Here is a 17,191-nt window from a genome sequence, read left to right as displayed (position 1 = left end):
TTATGAAAAGCTTTTTTAAGTTCCTGAGTCGTCATCGCCTGTTTACCATTATAAATATCGTGGGCCTGTGCCTGTCGATGGCGTTCCTGCTGCTGTTGGGCGACCTTATCTATCGTCAGACATCGGTAGAGAACTACCAGAGCCGTGGCGAGCGTATCTTTGCTCTTGGCAACGAGGAGTTTACCATGTCGCATTTCCGTGTAGGTCAAAAGTTGCAGGACCGCTTTCCCGAAATCGAAGCCTGGTGCTCTGTCTCTGGTTATAATGCCATGTTTGATATCCGTGGCATGGAGGTAAATACTGATATCCTGGTGGTTGCACCAAACTTCTTTGAGTTCTTCGACTACCAGTTGCTGACTGGCGACAAGCATAAAGTGCTCGAAGCCCCCAACCAGATGGTGGTTAGCAAGAAGTTTGCCGAGCGCTATTGGCCCGATGGCGATGCGGTGGGCAAGGAGATGGTGCTGGGTGATAAGAACGATCCCGACGGGCATGTTACCTATACCATTAGTGGCATCATGGACGATTTCGACCGCTCGGTTATCCCCAGCAGTCACGAGTGCGTGGTGAACCTCGAAAGCCATAAGCATTTTAACTATTCGGCTTATACCGAAGAGATGAACAATGCCGGTAGTAGCGTGCTGTTCCTGATGCAGCGCGAGGGTGCCGACTTGCGTAGCAAGACTGATGCGATGCGCGAGTATATGAAGACCTTCTTCTGGCTTTATCGTATGGATGCAGTAAAGCAGGTGACGCTTACCCCGCTCTCTACACTCTACTACGATGCCAAGGAATGCTCATTCCAGTCGGGCGACCTGAACCACGGCAATCGCGATATGGCTCATCTTTATGTGGTGATAGCCCTGTTGGTGCTGGTGTTTGCCATCTTTAATTATGTCAACCTGAGTGTGTCGCTCACCACGGAGCGTTCCAAGGAAATGGCCACCCGTCGCCTGTTGGGTCTCTCGCGCCTGCAGGTGTTCCTCAAGTTGATTGGCGAGAGCATTTTCTTTACCGCCATAGCTTTTACTGTGGCTTATCTGGCAGCTCTTGCCTTGCAGGATAAGGCTATCGAGATGGCCGCATGTCAGATAGATCTGCTTAAGGATACAGGCATCGTTACCATCATTGGTTTTGTACTTATCATTGCTGTGGTAGGTGCGTTGGCAGGTTTTGTGCCCGCCTCGATACTTAGCGGCTACCAGCCCATCGATATCGTTCGCGGCACTTTCCGTCGCCGTGTGCGCCAGCGCTGGAGTCATGTGCTGATGGTGATTCAGGCTGTGTTTGCCATCGTGATGCTCACTGTGACCTTGTTGCTCAGTAGCAATATCCGCGAAAAGATGCATCAGCCTCTGGGTTACGATTACGAGAATATCCTGCAAACCTGGGGAATCAATAACCTGAGTCAGACACAGCGCCAGACCTATCGCCAACAGCTGTTGCAACTGCCTGAGGTTGATGCTGTGGGATTTGGCTATGGTACGCCGCTCGATTTCCTGGAGAACAACACCACCCAGGCCGACGATGGTACAGTGGTAAGTATGCGCTACCTGATGGGCGACAGCTGTTTCTTCAATATTCTGAACATCCATCCCGAGAAGACCTATACGGATAGGGGAGCAGGTGTGAACCATCAGCTACTGCGCCAGTTTGGTAAGAGTGATGATACCCGAGAGATTGTGAACACCAAAGGCCATATGAATATGACTATTTCGGCTGTTTATCCCGATATTATCTATCAGACTGTGATGAACGAGGAGAAGCATCCCACGCCCATCGTGATATTGAGAACCGATGAATATATTAACGACACCACCAGTTTTGCTCAGCGACAATATGGCTCGCCCCGTATGGCGATTGTGAAGTATCATGGTGATCGTGAAAAAGTGGAGCGGAAAATGAAAACGTTGTTCCAGGAACTCACTGGTCATGAAGCGTCAGATGCTCACTCGCTTGAACAGAAACATCAGGAGTGGTACGAGGATTACGAGCGGTTCCTGAGTGTGCTTACCGTGTTTACGTTTGTGGCCTTGCTGATAGCTATCCTCGGACTGATGGCGATGAACAGTTACTTTGTGAGTCAGCGTAGGCGCGAGATAGCTGTGCGCCGAGTGTTTGGTGCCGAAGTAAGTAGTATCACCCTGCACTTGTTGCGAACGGTGTTTGTACAGTCGCTGGTAGCCGCCATCATTGCCATCCCGTTGGCTTACTGGCTGGCACCTACGGCAGGCAGTATATCAGGTTTGCATGTAGAGATGCAGTTCATGCCGTTGATACTCTCGCTGCTTATTGTGCTGGTAGTCAATGTGCTCACCGCCGCCCTGCAAGGCTGGCGCGCCGCCACCGAGAACCCTATCAATAATATTAAAAACGAGTAAACCATAAAACCGTATGAAAAGTTACTTTCGATTCCTCTCACGCAACAAGCTCTACACATTAATTAATGTGGTAGGGCTTGTAGTGTCGTTGATGTTTATCATCCTGTTGGGCGACTACACCTGGCGCCAGTACAGCATCGACAGTTGGCACAAGAATGCCGATCGTATCGTGCTGGTGGGCCATCAGGAGGCTTTTGCCATGTGGCCCGAGGCTGTGAAGAGCATCAAGGATATGTGCCCTGAGGTGGAACAGACCTGCTGTGTGCTCAGTCAGAAGGGTAGAGTAAAGTACGGACAGCAAGAGGTGACTGAGGCTGATGACGAGAATGCCATCATCATGCTGACCGACTCTACGTTCTTTAAGTTCTTCGACTTCCCATTGCTGGCAGGCGACAGACTCTCGGCGCTTGATGCACCCGATAAATGTGTGATTACAGAGCGACTGGCCAAGCGCTTGTTTGGCGCGGAAGACCCGATAGGCGAATCGTTGCAGCTTGTAGGCGAGTGTTCGAGCGACTATGCCAAAGAAGATTTCGATACGACGCTGGTTTATACCATCAGCGCAGTAGTGAAGGACTTCGACCATACGGTATTGCCTAACGAGACACAGGTGATAGCCAATATGGCACGTTATCCACAGTTGTTAGGTTATCATTTCCAGAATTATAATTTCGCCAGTACTGCGTTTGGTAGCTGCAAGGCTTTCTTTATGCTTCGTCCGGGCATGACACTCGACAGAAAAACCAAAAACATCGATAACTATATCTCCAAGAACTACCATCCCCTGATGGGTGAGTTCAAAACAAGTATCACCCCCTTGAAGGATGTGTTGTTTGCACCGCAGAATGGCGGAAAGGATCTGGTGAAGGGCGATAAGCAGCGCTTGCACATCCTGCTGGCGGCAGTATTGATTCTGTTGTTCTTTGCGATTACCAATTATATTAATCTAACGGTAGCCAACACTGGTTTTCGTGCCAAGGAGATGGCCACCAGGAAGCTGTTTGGTAGCAGTCAGATGCATGTATCGCTCAAGCTGATTGTAGAATCGACATTGATGGTGGCACTCTCGTTTGTGATAGGTCTGTTCCTGGCGGTAGGTCTGCAGGACGATGCCGCAAACCTGTTCCGTGGAAAGATAGCTCTGTTAGAGGATATCAATGTGGTGAGTGTAAGTGTTAGTCTGGCTTTTATCTTGCTAACGGGTATTGTGTCAGGCATTCTGCCATCTATGCAACTCTCGCGCTATCAGCCTATCGACATAGTGAAAGGTAACTTCCGCTACCACTCCAAAATGGTGCTGGGACGTTTGTTTATCATCCTGCAGAGCGTGATGACGATAACCATGCTTACTGCCACACTCGTTGTATGGTTGCAACTGAACCACCTGATACATGCACCACGTGGTTTCGATGCCGAGAACTTGTATTGTATTATGAGTCCGGATGGTAAGAGTCAGACCATCGGAAAGCAACTGGCCGAGATGCCGTTTGTAGAGAAGGTAGGCACCTACGAGGGAGGACTGTTTAACTACACCTTCCCTGCGGCTTTGGGTATCATGCGAGGCGACAGTTTCATGATGCTGTTCTGTACCACCATGGACCAGGCCTCTTTTGACCTGTTGGGACTGAAGATTATCAAGAATCATGGTTCGAGCAATGGTAGCTATTATCTTACCGAGAATGCGCTGCACCAGTTGGGCTATAACGATGAAACGCGTGAATTGGATTTTGGTACCGGTAGCACCGCTCCGATAGGTGGTGTGCTGAACGACATCAAGTTGGCTAATGTGCTCGAAGGCGAAGTGCCGCCTTTTGCTATCTGTATAGATAAGCATAAGACGTTTCCGTATTTCCTGGTAAAGACCAATGGAGATAAGAAGGCCAAGGCTGTTTTCCAGGAGATGGTTAAGAAGCTCGAAGATCCTAATGCTCCTAAGGTGTTTGGCTTGGAACGCGTGCAGAGTGTTGAAGAAACAATAGCAAAAGCTTTTGAGAACGAGCGTAACACCCTGCGCATCGTGTCGCTCTTCACGCTCATTGCTGTTATCATCTCTATCTTGGGTACCATCGGCATGTCGCTCTTCTTCATCCGTCAGCGCCAGAAAGAGATCTCTATCCGTAAAGTGATGGGATCTACTTCGACCGAAGTACTGATGTTAATGCTCCGTATCTTCTCAATACCTATGCTGATTGCGTTTGTCATAGCTGTACCCATCTCGTGGTATGTGATGACCGACTGGCTCAGCAATTTCAGTTATCGCATCGCGCTCAGTGTCTGGATATTCGTAGCGGCTGGGTTTACCTGCTTCATCATCTCGCTGCTTACCGTTGTTTTCCAGAACTGGCGCGCTGCATCTGAGAACCCAGTGAACAATATCAAAACCGAATAACCAGGGTAGTGTAAATAAATCATACGATGGTGTGTATAAAGATTAGACGAACGCCCTCTGGGCACTCAAAAAAGCTTGCATATCATATAAAATGATCGTAACTTTGCAATGTGAAAATTAAAAAACAAAGTAATAATAATAAAAAAAGTACGATTATGAAAAAGTTTATGATTAGCTCAATGATGTGCCTGATGGCTCTGACCTCAAATGCACAAGTGATGACATCTGCAACTGTGGATAAGGTTTACAACACAGTCTCTCAAGCTACCGATGCCGCGTTCGTGTATAACGCTGATCGTGACGCTGATGGAAACATTGCTACGATGGTGGTTTATCAGGAGAAGACTCTACGCAAGGGTAACTTCACCCTGACGCCCATCTACCGTTACCAGTACACCTATGCTACCGATGGTATGCTTATCAGTCGTACTAAGTACGTGTGGCACAAACAGCAGTGGCAGTGTGCAGGTCGTCACAACTACTCTCTGGATGCCGATTTCTATACTGCTACTTATAGCCGCTGGAACAAGAAGAAGGCTGATTTTGACGAACCTGTAGGTAAGATAACCTATACCCTACAGCCCGATGAGAGTGTTGTCAGTGTGGCTTGTTACAGTCGCCAGTACAACAAAGCCGATATGCAACTGGAGTGGCAGGCACCTATAGAAAGTTATACGATGAACATGGATTATTATCTTACACAGAAATAAATAAAGAATAAAAAATGAAGAGTTATTTCCGATTCCTCTCACGCAACAAGCTCTACACATTAATCAATGTGGTAGGGCTTGTAGTGTCGTTGATGTTTATCATCCTGCTGGGCGACTACACCTGGCGCCAGTTCACTATCGACTCGTGGCATCAGCAGGCCGAACGAATCGTTCTGGTAGGTAGTCAGGACAACTTCTTTATGTGGCCACAGGCTGGTGGCGATATCAAGGCCATGTGTCCTGAAGTGGAGCAGTCGTGTGCCGTGATGAGCCAGAGTGGAAAGATAAAATATGGCGAAAGGGTGATAGAAGATGGCGACGACAAGAGCAGTATCCTGTTGGTTGATTCTTCTTTCTTCAACATCTTCGACTATGAGTTGACGCAGGGTAACAAGCGTTATGCACTTGATAAGCCTGATAAATGTGTGATCACCGAGCGACTGGCCAAGCGCTTGTTTGGCGATAAGAACCCTATGGGTGAGTCGATTCAGATTACTGGCGAACGCCATGTGCGTATCGGAAATGATGATCCTTACGATAGTACGCTGGTTTATACCGTAAGTGCCATCGCAAAGGACTTTGATCATACGGTACTGCCTAACGAGACCCAGATTATCGTTAACATGCAGCGTTATCCACAGGTGATGGGCTACAAGCTCGAGAACTATACGATGGCCTATGGTCCCCATGGTTATAGCAAGGTGTTCCTGATGCTGCAATCAGGCACCAGCCTCGACAGCAAGAAAGCTGTTGTCGCCGATTATCTGGCCAAGAATTACTATGGTAAGTGGGAGGCAGAGAACCTGACCTTTACACCACTCAAGGATATCATGTTTGCCCCACAGAACAATGGCACAGGTATGCTGAAAGGCGATAAGACGCGACTCCACATCCTGCTTGCAGCTGTGTTGGCCATCCTGTTCTTTGCCATCAGCAACTATATCAACCTGACGGTTGCCAATACGGGTTTCCGTGCCAAGGAGATGGCCACCCGTAAACTCTTCGGCAGTAGTCAGAAGGATATCTCGCTGAAGTTGATTGCCGAATCAACCCTGATGGTGGCCGTATCGTTTGCCATCGGTCTGGCTTTAGCCTTTGCCTTGCAGGATGAGGCTATCGATTTGTTTAAGGGTAAGATCGACCTTGCTGGCGACATCAGTCTGGGCACCGTTAGTGTCAGCATCGCTTTCATCCTGTTGGTGGGTATCATCTCAGGTATCATGCCTTCGTGGCAGATTTCTCGTTTCCAGCCCATCGACATCGTGAAAGGTAGTTTCCGTTTCCGTTCCAAGATGGTGCTGGGTAAGATCTTTATCATTCTGCAGAATGTAGTTACGGTAGTGATGCTTACTTCGGCGCTTGTTATCTGGTTGCAACTCAATCACCTGATCCATGCCCCGCTGGGCTACAACACCGAGAATCTGTTTGTTATTAACGCCCCTGATGGGAAAGACCAAACAGTGAGAAACCTCTTGGAAAAGATGCCTTTTGTAGAGAAGATAGGTACATTCTCGAAAACTTCGCTGGCAACTGGTAGCTGTAGCATGCGAAGCATTAAGCGCGATGGTAAAATGGTTACCATTATGCTATTAGACCTTGATAAAACAGCCTACGATCTTTATGGATTGAAGAAAAAGAAAGACTATGGACCAACCAGCGACGGTTACTACTTGACGGAGGAAACCATGCGCCAGATGGAGTTTACCGATAGCACAAGGACTATTGTCTGGAGCGAAGATATGAAGAACCCCATTGCGGGGGTGCTTTACGATGTCCATCGTATCAACGTTCTGAAAGGTGTTGATCCTTTCGCCATCCGAGTTACGGATACATTCGAATATCCTTCGTTCCTGGTGAAGACCGATGGCGACAAGCAGGCCAAGGCTGCCTTTATTGCCATGCAAAAAGAGCTGGGTATACCCGAGGCCGATATGGAGTGGTATGTGCAGTCGCTCGAGGAGAGTATAGCCGAAACCTTCGCCGATCAAAAGAATACGCTCAAGATTATCTCGCTCTTTACCATTGTGGCTATCGTCATCTCTGTATTGGGCTTCATTGGTATGTCGCTCTTCTTTATCCGTCAGCGACAGAAGGAGATAGGTCTCCGCAAGATTATGGGTTCAACCTCGCACGAGGTGATGACGCTGATGCTGCGCACGTTCTGTGCACCATTGCTGGTATCGTTTGTCATCGCTATCCCGCTGTCGTGGTACGTGATGACTGACTGGTTGAGCAACTTCAGTTACCGCATCAACCTGAGTGCTTGGATATTCGCTGTTACCTGTGCTTTTGCCCTGCTGGTAGCTGTACTCTCGGTTAGCATCCAGATTATCAAAGCCGTGCGTACCAACCCGGTGGAGAGTATTAAAACCGAGTAACAGATGGTAAGTGTATAAAAATCATACAGTGAACCGTATAATGTTTAGACATACCGCCTTTAGGGCTTGCAAAAATCTTGCAGATATAGGTTAATAGCCGTATCTTTGCAGCGTAAACATCAACAAATAATGAATATGAACGTTATCAAATCTCTCAATCAGCGTGGTCAGCACAACTGGATTAAGATCCTTTGTCTGGCTGTTGGTTTGGCTACTGGAATAGTATTAATAGGTAAGGCTGGTTTCGAACAGTCGTGGGATAAGGACTTTGATACGAGCGACCGCATCTATGTGCTTTACGAGGATGTGATTCGCGATGGCGAATATCAGCATTACTCACAAACCCCGGGTGCTATCGCTCACGGCTTGAAGCGCTACTGCCCGCAGGTTGAGGCCGCTACCCGCTATACAGGCTTTGGTTGGGACCTGCCACTGGTTACCGAAGACGATAAGCGCATACGTACCAATTTCTTCTTTACCGATAGCTGTTTCTTCGATGTGTTTCCCTACCGTATTCTGGCAGGTAATCCAAAGAAAACGCTCAGTCAGCCCAACTACTGCATGATTCCGCAGTCGATAGCCGAGAAACTGGGTGGCGACGTGATTGGTAAGAAGGTGTATTATAATAAGCGTGGCAATCTGGCACTCACTATTGGCGGTATCTACGAGGATATCCCCCTGAATACCCGACTGCACGACTTGGAGGTGCTGGTATCGATGCCTACACTGCCCCAGATAACCTGGGATGGTCGCGACAACTGGGTGGGTAACGACCGCTACTTCGGCTATGTGCGCCTGGCTAAGGGTATCACCCCCGACGACCTGAAACCGCAAATAAAGAAGATGCGCCATGATAACCTGCCTGCCGACGAACTGAAGAAGGCCGGTGTGGATCTCGACTACTCGCTGCGCCCGTTGGCCGACTATCACACGCAGGACGATGCTACACGCCGAATGATTTGGATTATCTCGTTGCTGGCCATGGTGCTGATTGGCTGTGCGGTGATGAACTATCTGTTGCTGGTGGTTGGTGGCATCAGTCGCCGAGCTCGCGAGATGGCTGTACACCGTTGCTATGGTGCCGAGGCACGTAACATCTACGGACGCGTGATGATCGAGAGCATGCTGCACCTGCTGTTATCGCTGGCACTGGCCGCAGGCTTGTTGTTCATCTTCCAGGATACGATCCAGGAGCTTACGGGCACACCACTACCGGTCATCCTTACCACAGGTCATAACATCTGGTTCATCGCCCTCACTTGTCTGGTGGTGCTGGTCATCACTGGTCTGGTTCCTGGTTGGGCTTATACCCACATCCCCATGACTGCCGCCTTTAAGCATTACAATCATTCTCACCGTGTGTGGAAGATGCTGTTGTTAGGTTTGCAGTTTGCTTCGGCCACCTTCCTCTTTGTGTTGTTGCTGGTGGTAGGTCGCCAGTATCAGCTGATGGTGAACGACAATCCTGGCTACGACTATTCTACTCTGGCTGATATCAATACCGACGAACTCTCGTTGGCACAGACACGATTGGTGGTTGATGAACTCAAGAAACTATCGGGTGTGAAAGGTGTTACTACATCTTATGCCTATCTGCCCGAAATGCAGAGTGGCGATAATATCTTCCTGCCAGGCGATGATAAAGAGTACATGAATGTGGCCGACCTCTTTGATGTGGGAGATGGCTATTTCGAGGTGATGGGCATTCCTGTGATTGCCGGTCATAGCTTTACTGAGCAGACTGATACCATGCGCGAGGTAATGGTAAGCCGAAAGTTCGAGGAGCGTATGAAGCAACTGGCTGGCTGGGATCAGGCTGTAGGCAAGCAGGTAATCTGTACATCATACGAAGGTCCTTACACCATCGTGGGCGTGTTCGACGATCCTCGTATTGGCAGTATCACTCATCCTGATAATCGTCCAAGTATCTGCTTCTATGACCATAGAATGAGGTACACACATCATATTACTGTGCGTTTTCACGATATGGATGCACTCGATGCGGCTAACAAGCGGTTGCACGAACTGATCCCTGAGAGTCCTGAGGTTTCGCTCCGTCCCTATACCATGTTGATGACGCAGCTTTATACCGATGCGCAGCGTTTCCGCAGTACCGTGATGATTGGTGGAATGGTAGCTTTGATTATTGCCCTGATCGGACTGATTGGTTACCTGGCTGGTGAGATGGCTCGCCGACAGAAGGAGATTGCCATCCGTAAGGTGAACGGTGCCCATATCATCGATGTTCTACAGCTCTTTATCCGCGACATTCTGCGCCTGGCTTTGCCTGCAGTGGTTATCGGAGCCATTGGTGGCTGGTATGTATCGCGCTTGTGGTTGGAGCAATTCAGCGAAAAGGCTGTCCTGTCGCCAGTACTCTTCGGTCTTTGTGCCCTGGCAGTAGTGGTGATTATCCTCTCGGTGGTTTGCATTGGCTGCTATCGTGTGGCCAGCAGCAATCCGGTAGATTATCTTAAGAACGAATAAATAGTAAATCTTTAAATAATAAAACTTATGATTAAGTTAGAAAACATTCAGAAGGTGTTCCGTACCGAAGAGGTGGAGACCGTTGCATTGGGCGGTGTATCGCTCGAAGTAAAGAAAGGCGAGTTCGTGGCCATCATGGGTCCATCGGGCTGTGGTAAATCAACCTTGCTTAACATTCTGGGCTTGCTCGATAATCCTACCAGCGGCCAGTATCTGCTGGATGGTCAGAATGTGGGCTCGCTCAAGGAAAGTCAGCGCACCAAGGTTCGCAAGGGCCAGATTGGTTTTGTGTTCCAGAGCTTTAACCTGATTGATGAATTGAATGTTGAAGAGAATGTAGAACTGCCTCTCACTTATCTGGGTGTGCCCAAGAAGGAGCGTAAGGCAAGGGTAGAGGAGGTATTGCGCCGTATGGCTATCAGTCATCGTGCCCACCACTTCCCTCAGCAGCTTTCTGGAGGTCAGCAGCAGCGTGTAGCTATTGCTCGTGCCGTTGTGATGAATCCTAAGATTATCCTCGCCGACGAGCCCACAGGTAACCTCGATTCAAAGAACGGACTTGAGGTGATGCAGCTGCTTACCCAACTGAATCAGGAAGGCACCACCGTGGTGATGGTGACCCACTCGGAGCGTGATGCCGGTTATGCCCAGCGCACCATCAACTTGCTCGATGGTCAGGTTGTGCCCGAGGTAACACTCTAAGAAAGAGCCTCTTTTACGCCTTGCATATTGCTACGCGATACCGGTATAGCATCGTTAGTATGCTTCATGATAAGTTGCATGGCGTGTGAGTTAGAGATAATCTGCTCTACTTGAGCCAGATTTACTAAGAATGCGCGATGGCAGCGTACAATCATGGGATAGGCTTTCAGATCGTCCTCCATCTGTTTGGAAGTGGCACGTAGCATATCAGTGTGTACCTCGCCATCGCGCATATAGCATACCTTTACGTAGTTGCCAACAGCCTCGATATATTGCAGGTTGGCAATGTTGAGTTCAATCGTATCGTTGGTATTGCCAGAAAGTGTTACGGTATCAGGGGCTTTTGTTTCGTTGCTGGGTTGTGGTGCTGATGCTGTAATTTTTTTCAGCTGCTCGTTAAGCAGGCGCATTTCTTCTAGCTCAACAGCCAGATACTTGCTGCGGAACTTAAAGCGCCAGTACAGTCCGATGGTAAACGAGCAGAAAGCGATAATCAGGAGCGTTTCGATGTAGTTAATCACCGAAAGCTGGTTGCCCGCCACGTATTCGTTGATTACAAAGTGGCGATACAAGCAGATAGCCAGCGATACTAGCGGGGTGTTGATCAACTGGAAATATAGGTTTCGACGGATAATATAGCCAATGCCTTTCTTAAACGATCGCGGCATGCGAACAATATACTTCAGAATCAAATCGGCGATGATACAAACAGCTACGCCGATTGTCCAGATGGCCAGCAAATGGATATAGGCCTGCCACTGCCAGGTGTCGAGTCCGAATGGCTTAAAAACTGCCAGTGCAACGGCTACAAAGGTTACACTGGTTATGCGGGTCATCATTGTTTCTTTGCGTCCTTCTTTCATCTTAAATCCGGTCTATGGCTTTTCTACACTTCAGTTTGTCTTTCTCGGTAAGTTGGGGATGCATGGCTGTGCCACCACGTTCGATGGTGCTTACAATCTTGAAACCTGCATAGCGGGCAATCTCGCGCATGGAACGGATGGCGCCACGCGACTGCTTGAACAATATGTTCCAAGGCCAGGGTGTGGTGCAGGTGCTGATAAGAATACACTTTTTACCTTTCATTAGTGGCTCTGGAAAGCGGTTCGTATCGCGCATCATGCCATAAACCTGACGGTCGAACATCAGTTTCATCTGTCCGGGTATGTTCCCCCAGTAGCATGGTGCGCCCATGATAATGGCATCGGCCTGCTGCATCATCCTCAACACTCGCTGCGAATCGTCCTCAGCCAGTACACACTTCTGCTTTGTTCTGCAGGCCATACAACCAGTACAAGGCTTCACGGTCAGGTTGTTGGTATGTACCATTTCCACCGTGTCGCCTCGCTTCTCGGCCTCTTCGCTCATCATAGCGAGCATCTGCGAAATGAGTCCATTCTTTCGTGGGCTACCGTTTATGATCAGAATATTCATTCCCTTTTCAATCCTTTACCATTACAATAAAACGCTGCGAAGATACATATATTTGCCGAAACAACCAAACCATCCGTCACAAAAGTGTACCATTTGTCCCAGAAATTTGCATTGTATGGTAATTCTATGTATTTTTGCACCGTCAAAACCATTAAAAGGTAAATAATTAATAGTAACAATATGGATAATAAGGAAACGGTCTTTCCTGACGAACAGCAGCTCAAAGCGTTCTGCTTAAGCAATGATATCGACATCATCCTTGTTTTCTCCCAGCAAACAGCCAATGCTGATGCTTTTGCCCACACAAGGGTGTTCGCGCCTAAGTTCGGTTATCTGGAAGACCCTGCCACGGGTTCGGGCAATAGTGCCTTTGCTAACTATCTGCTGAGCGAAAACCTCTGGGATGGTCACCCCATCACCATCGAACAGGGTGGTAACGACCGTATTTTCAACTCAGTAAAGCTAAAGCATGTAAACGACCAGGTGCTCTTTGGTGGCAAGGCCACAGTTAGAATCGAAGGAAATTATTTATTGTGAGCAGATCGGTCATTTCAAAGTGAAAAGAGATAGCAGGTTGTTTGCTGCCACAGGCGATTGAGTAGGTGTTGCGGAGTGATAAGAAAATATAGTTCGCCACAATCGTGGAACGTCAGATGCCAGTCGTCGTTCTCGTCAATCTGTAATAGCGAGAGCATGTCAGGCATGGTTTCGCGTACATCTTCAATGTATGGATATCCTAACAGGCGTAGACCGTCATCTGCTTCATCGCTAGGGGCGAAGGTGATGGATTCGGCAGCGCGGGTGGCTGTTGTGCCATCAGGATAGTAGAGATGATGGGTGTGTAGTTGGTCGCACGTTGGGCTATAGAGTACCTTGAAATAATCAGGGTTCCATTGCCCCATGCCAGGATAGACGGGACTGTCGATATCGCCGAGGAAATAGTCGAGCGCTGCAAAGAAATAGAGCATGCCCTCGTGAGGCAATAGACCCTCTGGGTCGAGCATAGCTATATCGTTGCAACGAATCTGACAAACAAAGGTCAGTGGGTCGCTGTATGGCTCACCGTTCTCGTCGTTTATCGTCACTTCGGGCCAGTCTAAATCGTCTGGCATATCAGGTTCGCCCCACCATTTGCTTTGGGCGAAGAGTGAATCGTTTGTTGGATGTGTTTTGAGACTAATCATAGGCGTCGTATCGTCCATCATCATCTATGTAATTGTCGTCATCTATCAGTCTGACGCAATGCAGAATCGTGCAGATCACGCCGTAGTCTTCTGGACCAGAGCCTTCGCTGATCAGCACCTCTTCGCCCAGATGAACGCTGAACGTCTGACCGCCATATACCAAGTCGAGGCGCTGCTCATCGTAGTAGGTGATTTTAGGAGCAACTCTTGGGTCCCAATAGGGCAGGTGTTCGCCCGCTTTCAGTATGTTCGGATCGACATCGACTGTATCCCACAGCTCCTTGAACATGAAGGCACCGCGGTCGCTATAGCTTTTGTAGACGATAATCTGACAGATCGTTGACATGGGCATTAATCGAAATGTACACGAGGATTCATGATATTAGGTGAGCGCCATTCGATGCCGTATGTGGCGAGAATAGCGCGTTTTAGCGACCAATAGCGAAAGCAGAAGCCCATGGGACGGGGTTCATCTTTCAGTTCGTCGTAGAGCTTTTTCTCCACTTCGTCGATTACGGCCAAATATTCCTGGCTGTCTTCTATTGGGTCGTACTTCAGTAGGGGCTTCTTGATACGATCCAGTTGATAGTCGCAGTCGTCGGTGTCCAGTCCTGCCGATGTGGCGTGTACCAGCGCTTGCTGGTAAGCATCTTTGGCTTGTTGGCGACGCTGATTGGTGTAGTAGCATTCACCTATTGCAAACCAGGCTTCGTATAGCCATTCCTGATAGGATTCTGTATCAGGAACATCGTTGATAAGTTGGATGGCTTGTTCCAGTAAAGGTGTTGCCTTCCAGGTCTGATTGTTGGCTATCAGTTTGTCGGCCTCTATAATCAGGCTTTCTATCTTTTTGAGCTGGTCGTTAGCTTCCATATGCAGAGAGAATTAGAAAATGACATCATTGTCGGGCTGACCGCCTTTTACCTCTTCTACAACATCTTCAGGTGTAGCCTGTTTCTTGGTGGTAGGCTGTGCCTCAGCAGTAGAGCTCTCATTTTGGTTCTGCTCGTTGACCGATGAGACGTTCTTGTTCTTCTTGCTCATTTTGCCTTTGACAGCCTTTTTCTTTGAACTCTTAGTAGTCTGTTCAACCTTCGTTTTCTCGTTGGTACTGTCACTGCTGCATTTCTTGTAAACCCAGCAGCAAATCAATACGATAATCACAAACTTGATAAAATTCTTCATATCTGATCTACTTTTGTTTTTGGTTTTTCTTCACGCTCATATCGTAGAGCACATACTGGCCAGAGCGTACGTCACCGCACTCCAACCAGAACATCAACTGGGTGCCTTTGTTTACAGGTACGGTATAGGTAGTAGGCTTCATGTCGTCTGTCAGCATAAACTCGCCCACCTTTACTTGGTCGGCAAACACATCGAGGCGTACGGGTGGGGCTTTCGCCTTCTCGCCGAACACACCGCCAAGTACCTCTTCGTAGGGGTCGACAAAGACCGACTTGTTGGCAACGGTAAAAGTACAGGTATCGTACTCACCATAGATATTGAAGGCTGCTGCTGACGACTGGTAGCCACCGGGACCGAAGAGCGACAGGGTGCCTAGTTTCAGACCATGAGCTTTGGCTCTGTCCTGTACGCGGTCACCTTTCTTCTTGGCTTCCAACGACAGGTTGAGCATCGTCGTAGGCAAACTAGAGGCGCCACCTGTGACACCGGTTGTTGCACTGACATCACTATTTGATAATTCACCACCTGCACTGGTCAGGAACATGAACATCAAATCCATAAACGTCACATTCTCGAATGCAAATGGGATGTTGGTTTCCAACATCACACCCTTGTAAATCTTTGAACCGTCTTTCATGTGAAAGTAGCGGCGTAACGATTCTCCATTATGGAAACAGTCGTTGAAGTCGAAGTTGGTCATCCTGCTCAGATAACGCCCCACAAAGTGGAAGTAGGGACGCTTGCAGAGATCGATAAGGTCGACTGAATCAGGACATTCGGGTTTGGGATGCTCATAGAGATTGTTGGCTACCACTTCACCACGGTAGAGCGTGATGTCGCCAAATCCATAGTAAGGCTGGGTGTCGCTGCCTGTACCAGGCTTGGCGAAGGTGAGGGTACGGCATTTGTTGAGCGGGATGGTAAAGTGCTGATTTGGCCAGGTGCAGTGGATGACCGTGTCGAGTACCACCTTACCGTCGCAATAGATGCGGATGTCTTCATCCGACATGACGCGACGGTTGGTGAGCGCTCCAACGGTGAAGGTCATGTAGTCGAACTCGCCTGCCAGGTCGAATTTGTAATATGAACTGATATCTTCGCCCAGCAGTGTGGAGCCGCTTGTAAGCACAAAGCCTTCGTTAAACTTCTCGCCTCCCATTGAGAAGGTGATATAGTCGCTCTCGCCATCGAACACGCTGTTCTTGTAATTTACGATGCCTTGAACGGAGTACGGCTTAATATTCGACACCAATCTACACACATCGGGCAGTTGCGAGATTCTGCTCTTGGAGCCGTTTACCTCGCCTGGGGTTGGTAGCAAGGCCATGTCGTAATTGTTTGGATAGGCAAACATATTGACAACACCGAATACGAGACCGCCTCCTAAACGTGCATTTTCATCGATACTATGAAACGACAATTGATTGACATTGGCGACATCAAGCACTACCTGTTCCGCCAGATCGAGTTGGCTGATTCGTTTCTCGTAGATAATCTTGCCGTCGGCCTTCACCGTCAGCCAGCCTGTGGCACCGCTAGCCTGGTTGTCGCGCGGGCCGATGATAAACGACACCTTGCCATATTTCTTCTGTAGCCAGAAGTAGGCCCATGCCTCATTGTTGCCTACGAAAGCTTGGTCGGCAGTGAATGCCAAGCCCGTTTTGTACTCCACGCGGTTGATGCTGATCTTTTCGGTCTTCTCGATACCCTTTACCTCTTTGGCTGTGATGGGGTGTACCCATCCGGAATGGCGGATAAAGTGCGGCCAGATTTGTCCCACCAGTTGAACACGGTCGTTGGTAGGGATGGCGCGATGTGGATCGGCAGAAGGTTTGAAAACTTCGTTAGCTTTCCATAGTTTGACGGCGCCGAATGCCAGATCGGCAGATCCCTTGGGCAGGTCAATGCGCAATTGGCGAGCTCCTTTCAGGTCAATCACACATTCCTGTGGCGCATCGTGCTGCCAGATGACTTTGTCGAGCACTTTTTTCCCGTCGGCCTTCATGACCAGGATGACATTATACTGATCGCTAGCCGAGTTGGGGGCATTGGGGCCAACCACGAAGCTCATTTTGTCGTAGCTCTCAGTCAGATTGAATACCACAAAGCCTGCTTTGTCACCTGCAATAAGACCACTACGACCTGTTTCCAGTGTGAATCCGCCTTTGTATTTATAGGTGGCTATCTGCATCACGTCAGTCCCCTTTGTAGGGTAGGCCTTATACAGATATGAGTCGGTAGGCTTGTATTTATCGGTGAGATAAGTCTGTGCTTTGCTGGCAATAACAATTGTCAGCAAGAGTAATAATAGGCATAGTTGTCTTTTCTTTTCCATTATGAA

14 protein-coding genes are annotated in these 17,191 nt (G+C 48.7%); 7 read left to right on the top strand and 7 right to left on the bottom strand.

Annotated elements, in window-relative coordinates; translation table 11 throughout:
* Positions 1-2 precede the first annotated feature (2 nt).
* From T491_RS0112125 to T491_RS0112100, 6 genes are all read left to right on the top strand, one after another.
* On the top strand, positions 3-2,381 hold the full coding sequence (locus T491_RS0112125) for an ABC transporter permease (RefSeq protein ID WP_028904127.1): 2,379 nt from the start codon (positions 3-5) through the stop codon (positions 2,379-2,381).
* A gap of 13 nt (positions 2,382-2,394) precedes the next feature.
* On the top strand, positions 2,395-4,770 hold the full coding sequence (locus T491_RS0112120) for an ABC transporter permease (protein WP_081773377.1): 2,376 nt from the start codon (positions 2,395-2,397) through the stop codon (positions 4,768-4,770).
* A gap of 155 nt (positions 4,771-4,925) precedes the next feature.
* Positions 4,926-5,480, top strand: a complete 555-nt coding sequence (locus tag T491_RS0112115) for a DUF3836 domain-containing protein (protein WP_155950127.1) — start codon at positions 4,926-4,928, stop codon at positions 5,478-5,480.
* Positions 5,481-5,494: 14 nt separating this feature from the next.
* Positions 5,495-7,858 carry an ABC transporter permease gene (locus T491_RS0112110; protein WP_028904124.1) on the top strand — a complete coding sequence of 788 codons (2,364 nt, stop codon included), beginning with the start codon at positions 5,495-5,497 and terminating at the stop codon, positions 7,856-7,858.
* 135 nt (positions 7,859-7,993) lie between these two features.
* Positions 7,994-10,345, top strand: a complete 2,352-nt coding sequence (locus T491_RS0112105) for an ABC transporter permease (protein WP_197018871.1) — start codon at positions 7,994-7,996, stop codon at positions 10,343-10,345.
* A 27-nt stretch (positions 10,346-10,372) separates the two neighbouring features.
* Positions 10,373-11,047: an ABC transporter ATP-binding protein gene (locus T491_RS0112100; RefSeq protein WP_028904122.1), complete on the top strand. Its 675-nt coding sequence runs from the start codon at positions 10,373-10,375 to the stop codon at positions 11,045-11,047.
* Here T491_RS0112100 and T491_RS0112095 read toward each other — a convergent pair.
* Together T491_RS0112095 and T491_RS0112090 are read right to left on the bottom strand one after the other, a co-directional pair.
* Positions 11,044-11,910, bottom strand: a complete 867-nt coding sequence (locus T491_RS0112095; protein WP_028904121.1) for a LytTR family DNA-binding domain-containing protein — start codon at positions 11,908-11,910, stop codon at positions 11,044-11,046. The genes T491_RS0112100 and T491_RS0112095 overlap by 4 nt on opposite strands.
* A gap of 1 nt (position 11,911) precedes the next feature.
* Positions 11,912-12,481 (bottom strand): flavodoxin family protein, encoded by a 570-nt coding sequence (locus T491_RS0112090; RefSeq protein WP_028904120.1) that lies wholly within the window; start codon positions 12,479-12,481, stop codon positions 11,912-11,914.
* A 180-nt stretch (positions 12,482-12,661) separates the two neighbouring features.
* Between T491_RS0112090 and T491_RS17475 the strand changes: the two genes are divergently transcribed.
* Entirely contained in the window at positions 12,662-13,018 is a 357-nt protein-coding gene (locus T491_RS17475; protein ID WP_081773376.1) for a PhzF family phenazine biosynthesis protein, read from the top strand.
* Positions 13,019-13,032: 14 nt separating this feature from the next.
* On the opposite strand, the gene T491_RS0112075 is transcribed toward T491_RS17475, so the two are convergent.
* The 5 genes from T491_RS0112075 to T491_RS0112055 are packed head-to-tail and all read right to left on the bottom strand — an operon-like array spanning position 13,033 to position 17,185.
* Positions 13,033-13,665: a DUF1963 domain-containing protein gene (locus T491_RS0112075; protein WP_197018870.1), complete on the bottom strand. Its 633-nt coding sequence runs from the start codon at positions 13,663-13,665 to the stop codon at positions 13,033-13,035.
* The gene (locus tag T491_RS0112070; protein ID WP_155950126.1) at positions 13,658-14,011 is read right to left on the bottom strand and encodes a hypothetical protein; all 354 of its coding nucleotides are present in this window, start codon (positions 14,009-14,011) and stop codon (positions 13,658-13,660) included. The genes T491_RS0112075 and T491_RS0112070 overlap by 8 nt, the downstream gene beginning before the upstream one ends.
* A 5-nt stretch (positions 14,012-14,016) precedes the next feature.
* Positions 14,017-14,538 carry a hypothetical protein gene (locus T491_RS0112065; RefSeq protein WP_028904117.1) on the bottom strand — a complete coding sequence of 174 codons (522 nt, stop codon included), beginning with the start codon at positions 14,536-14,538 and terminating at the stop codon, positions 14,017-14,019.
* Between the two features lie 12 nt (positions 14,539-14,550).
* Positions 14,551-14,850, bottom strand: a complete 300-nt coding sequence (locus tag T491_RS0112060) for a hypothetical protein (RefSeq protein WP_028904116.1) — start codon at positions 14,848-14,850, stop codon at positions 14,551-14,553.
* 7 nt (positions 14,851-14,857) lie between these two features.
* On the bottom strand, positions 14,858-17,185 hold the full coding sequence (locus tag T491_RS0112055) for an NPCBM/NEW2 domain-containing protein (protein ID WP_028904115.1): 2,328 nt from the start codon (positions 17,183-17,185) through the stop codon (positions 14,858-14,860).
* Between the last annotated feature and the right edge of the window lie 6 nt (positions 17,186-17,191).

The sequence above is a fragment of the Prevotella sp. P6B4 genome, assembly GCF_000619985.1.
Classification (GTDB): domain Bacteria; phylum Bacteroidota; class Bacteroidia; order Bacteroidales; family Bacteroidaceae; genus Prevotella.
The sequence above is the reverse complement of the archived record's forward strand: the minus strand, read 5'-3'. Positions and strand labels throughout refer to the sequence as shown.

Bases quoted from the DNA above. Each gene is read 5' to 3' on its own strand.
- T491_RS0112095 (WP_028904121.1), bottom strand. From the start codon at position 11,910: ATGAAAGAAGGACGCAAAGAAACAATGATGACCCGCATAACCAGTGTA.
- T491_RS0112070 (WP_155950126.1), bottom strand. From the start codon at position 14,011: ATGTCAACGATCTGTCAGATTATCGTCTACAAAAGCTATAGCGACCGC.
- T491_RS0112115 (WP_155950127.1), top strand. From the start codon at position 4,926: ATGAAAAAGTTTATGATTAGCTCAATGATGTGCCTGATGGCTCTGACC.
- T491_RS17475 (WP_081773376.1), top strand. From the start codon at position 12,662: ATGGATAATAAGGAAACGGTCTTTCCTGACGAACAGCAGCTCAAAGCG.
- T491_RS0112065 (WP_028904117.1), bottom strand. From the start codon at position 14,538: ATGGAAGCTAACGACCAGCTCAAAAAGATAGAAAGCCTGATTATAGAG.
- T491_RS0112060 (WP_028904116.1), bottom strand. From the start codon at position 14,850: ATGAAGAATTTTATCAAGTTTGTGATTATCGTATTGATTTGCTGCTGG.
- T491_RS0112075 (WP_197018870.1), bottom strand. From the start codon at position 13,665: ATGATTAGTCTCAAAACACATCCAACAAACGATTCACTCTTCGCCCAA.
- T491_RS0112125 (WP_028904127.1), top strand. From the start codon at position 3: ATGAAAAGCTTTTTTAAGTTCCTGAGTCGTCATCGCCTGTTTACCATT.
- T491_RS0112110 (WP_028904124.1), top strand. From the start codon at position 5,495: ATGAAGAGTTATTTCCGATTCCTCTCACGCAACAAGCTCTACACATTA.
- T491_RS0112100 (WP_028904122.1), top strand. From the start codon at position 10,373: ATGATTAAGTTAGAAAACATTCAGAAGGTGTTCCGTACCGAAGAGGTG.
- T491_RS0112105 (WP_197018871.1), top strand. From the start codon at position 7,994: ATGAACGTTATCAAATCTCTCAATCAGCGTGGTCAGCACAACTGGATT.
- T491_RS0112090 (WP_028904120.1), bottom strand. From the start codon at position 12,481: ATGAATATTCTGATCATAAACGGTAGCCCACGAAAGAATGGACTCATT.
- T491_RS0112120 (WP_081773377.1), top strand. From the start codon at position 2,395: ATGAAAAGTTACTTTCGATTCCTCTCACGCAACAAGCTCTACACATTA.
- T491_RS0112055 (WP_028904115.1), bottom strand. From the start codon at position 17,185: ATGGAAAAGAAAAGACAACTATGCCTATTATTACTCTTGCTGACAATT.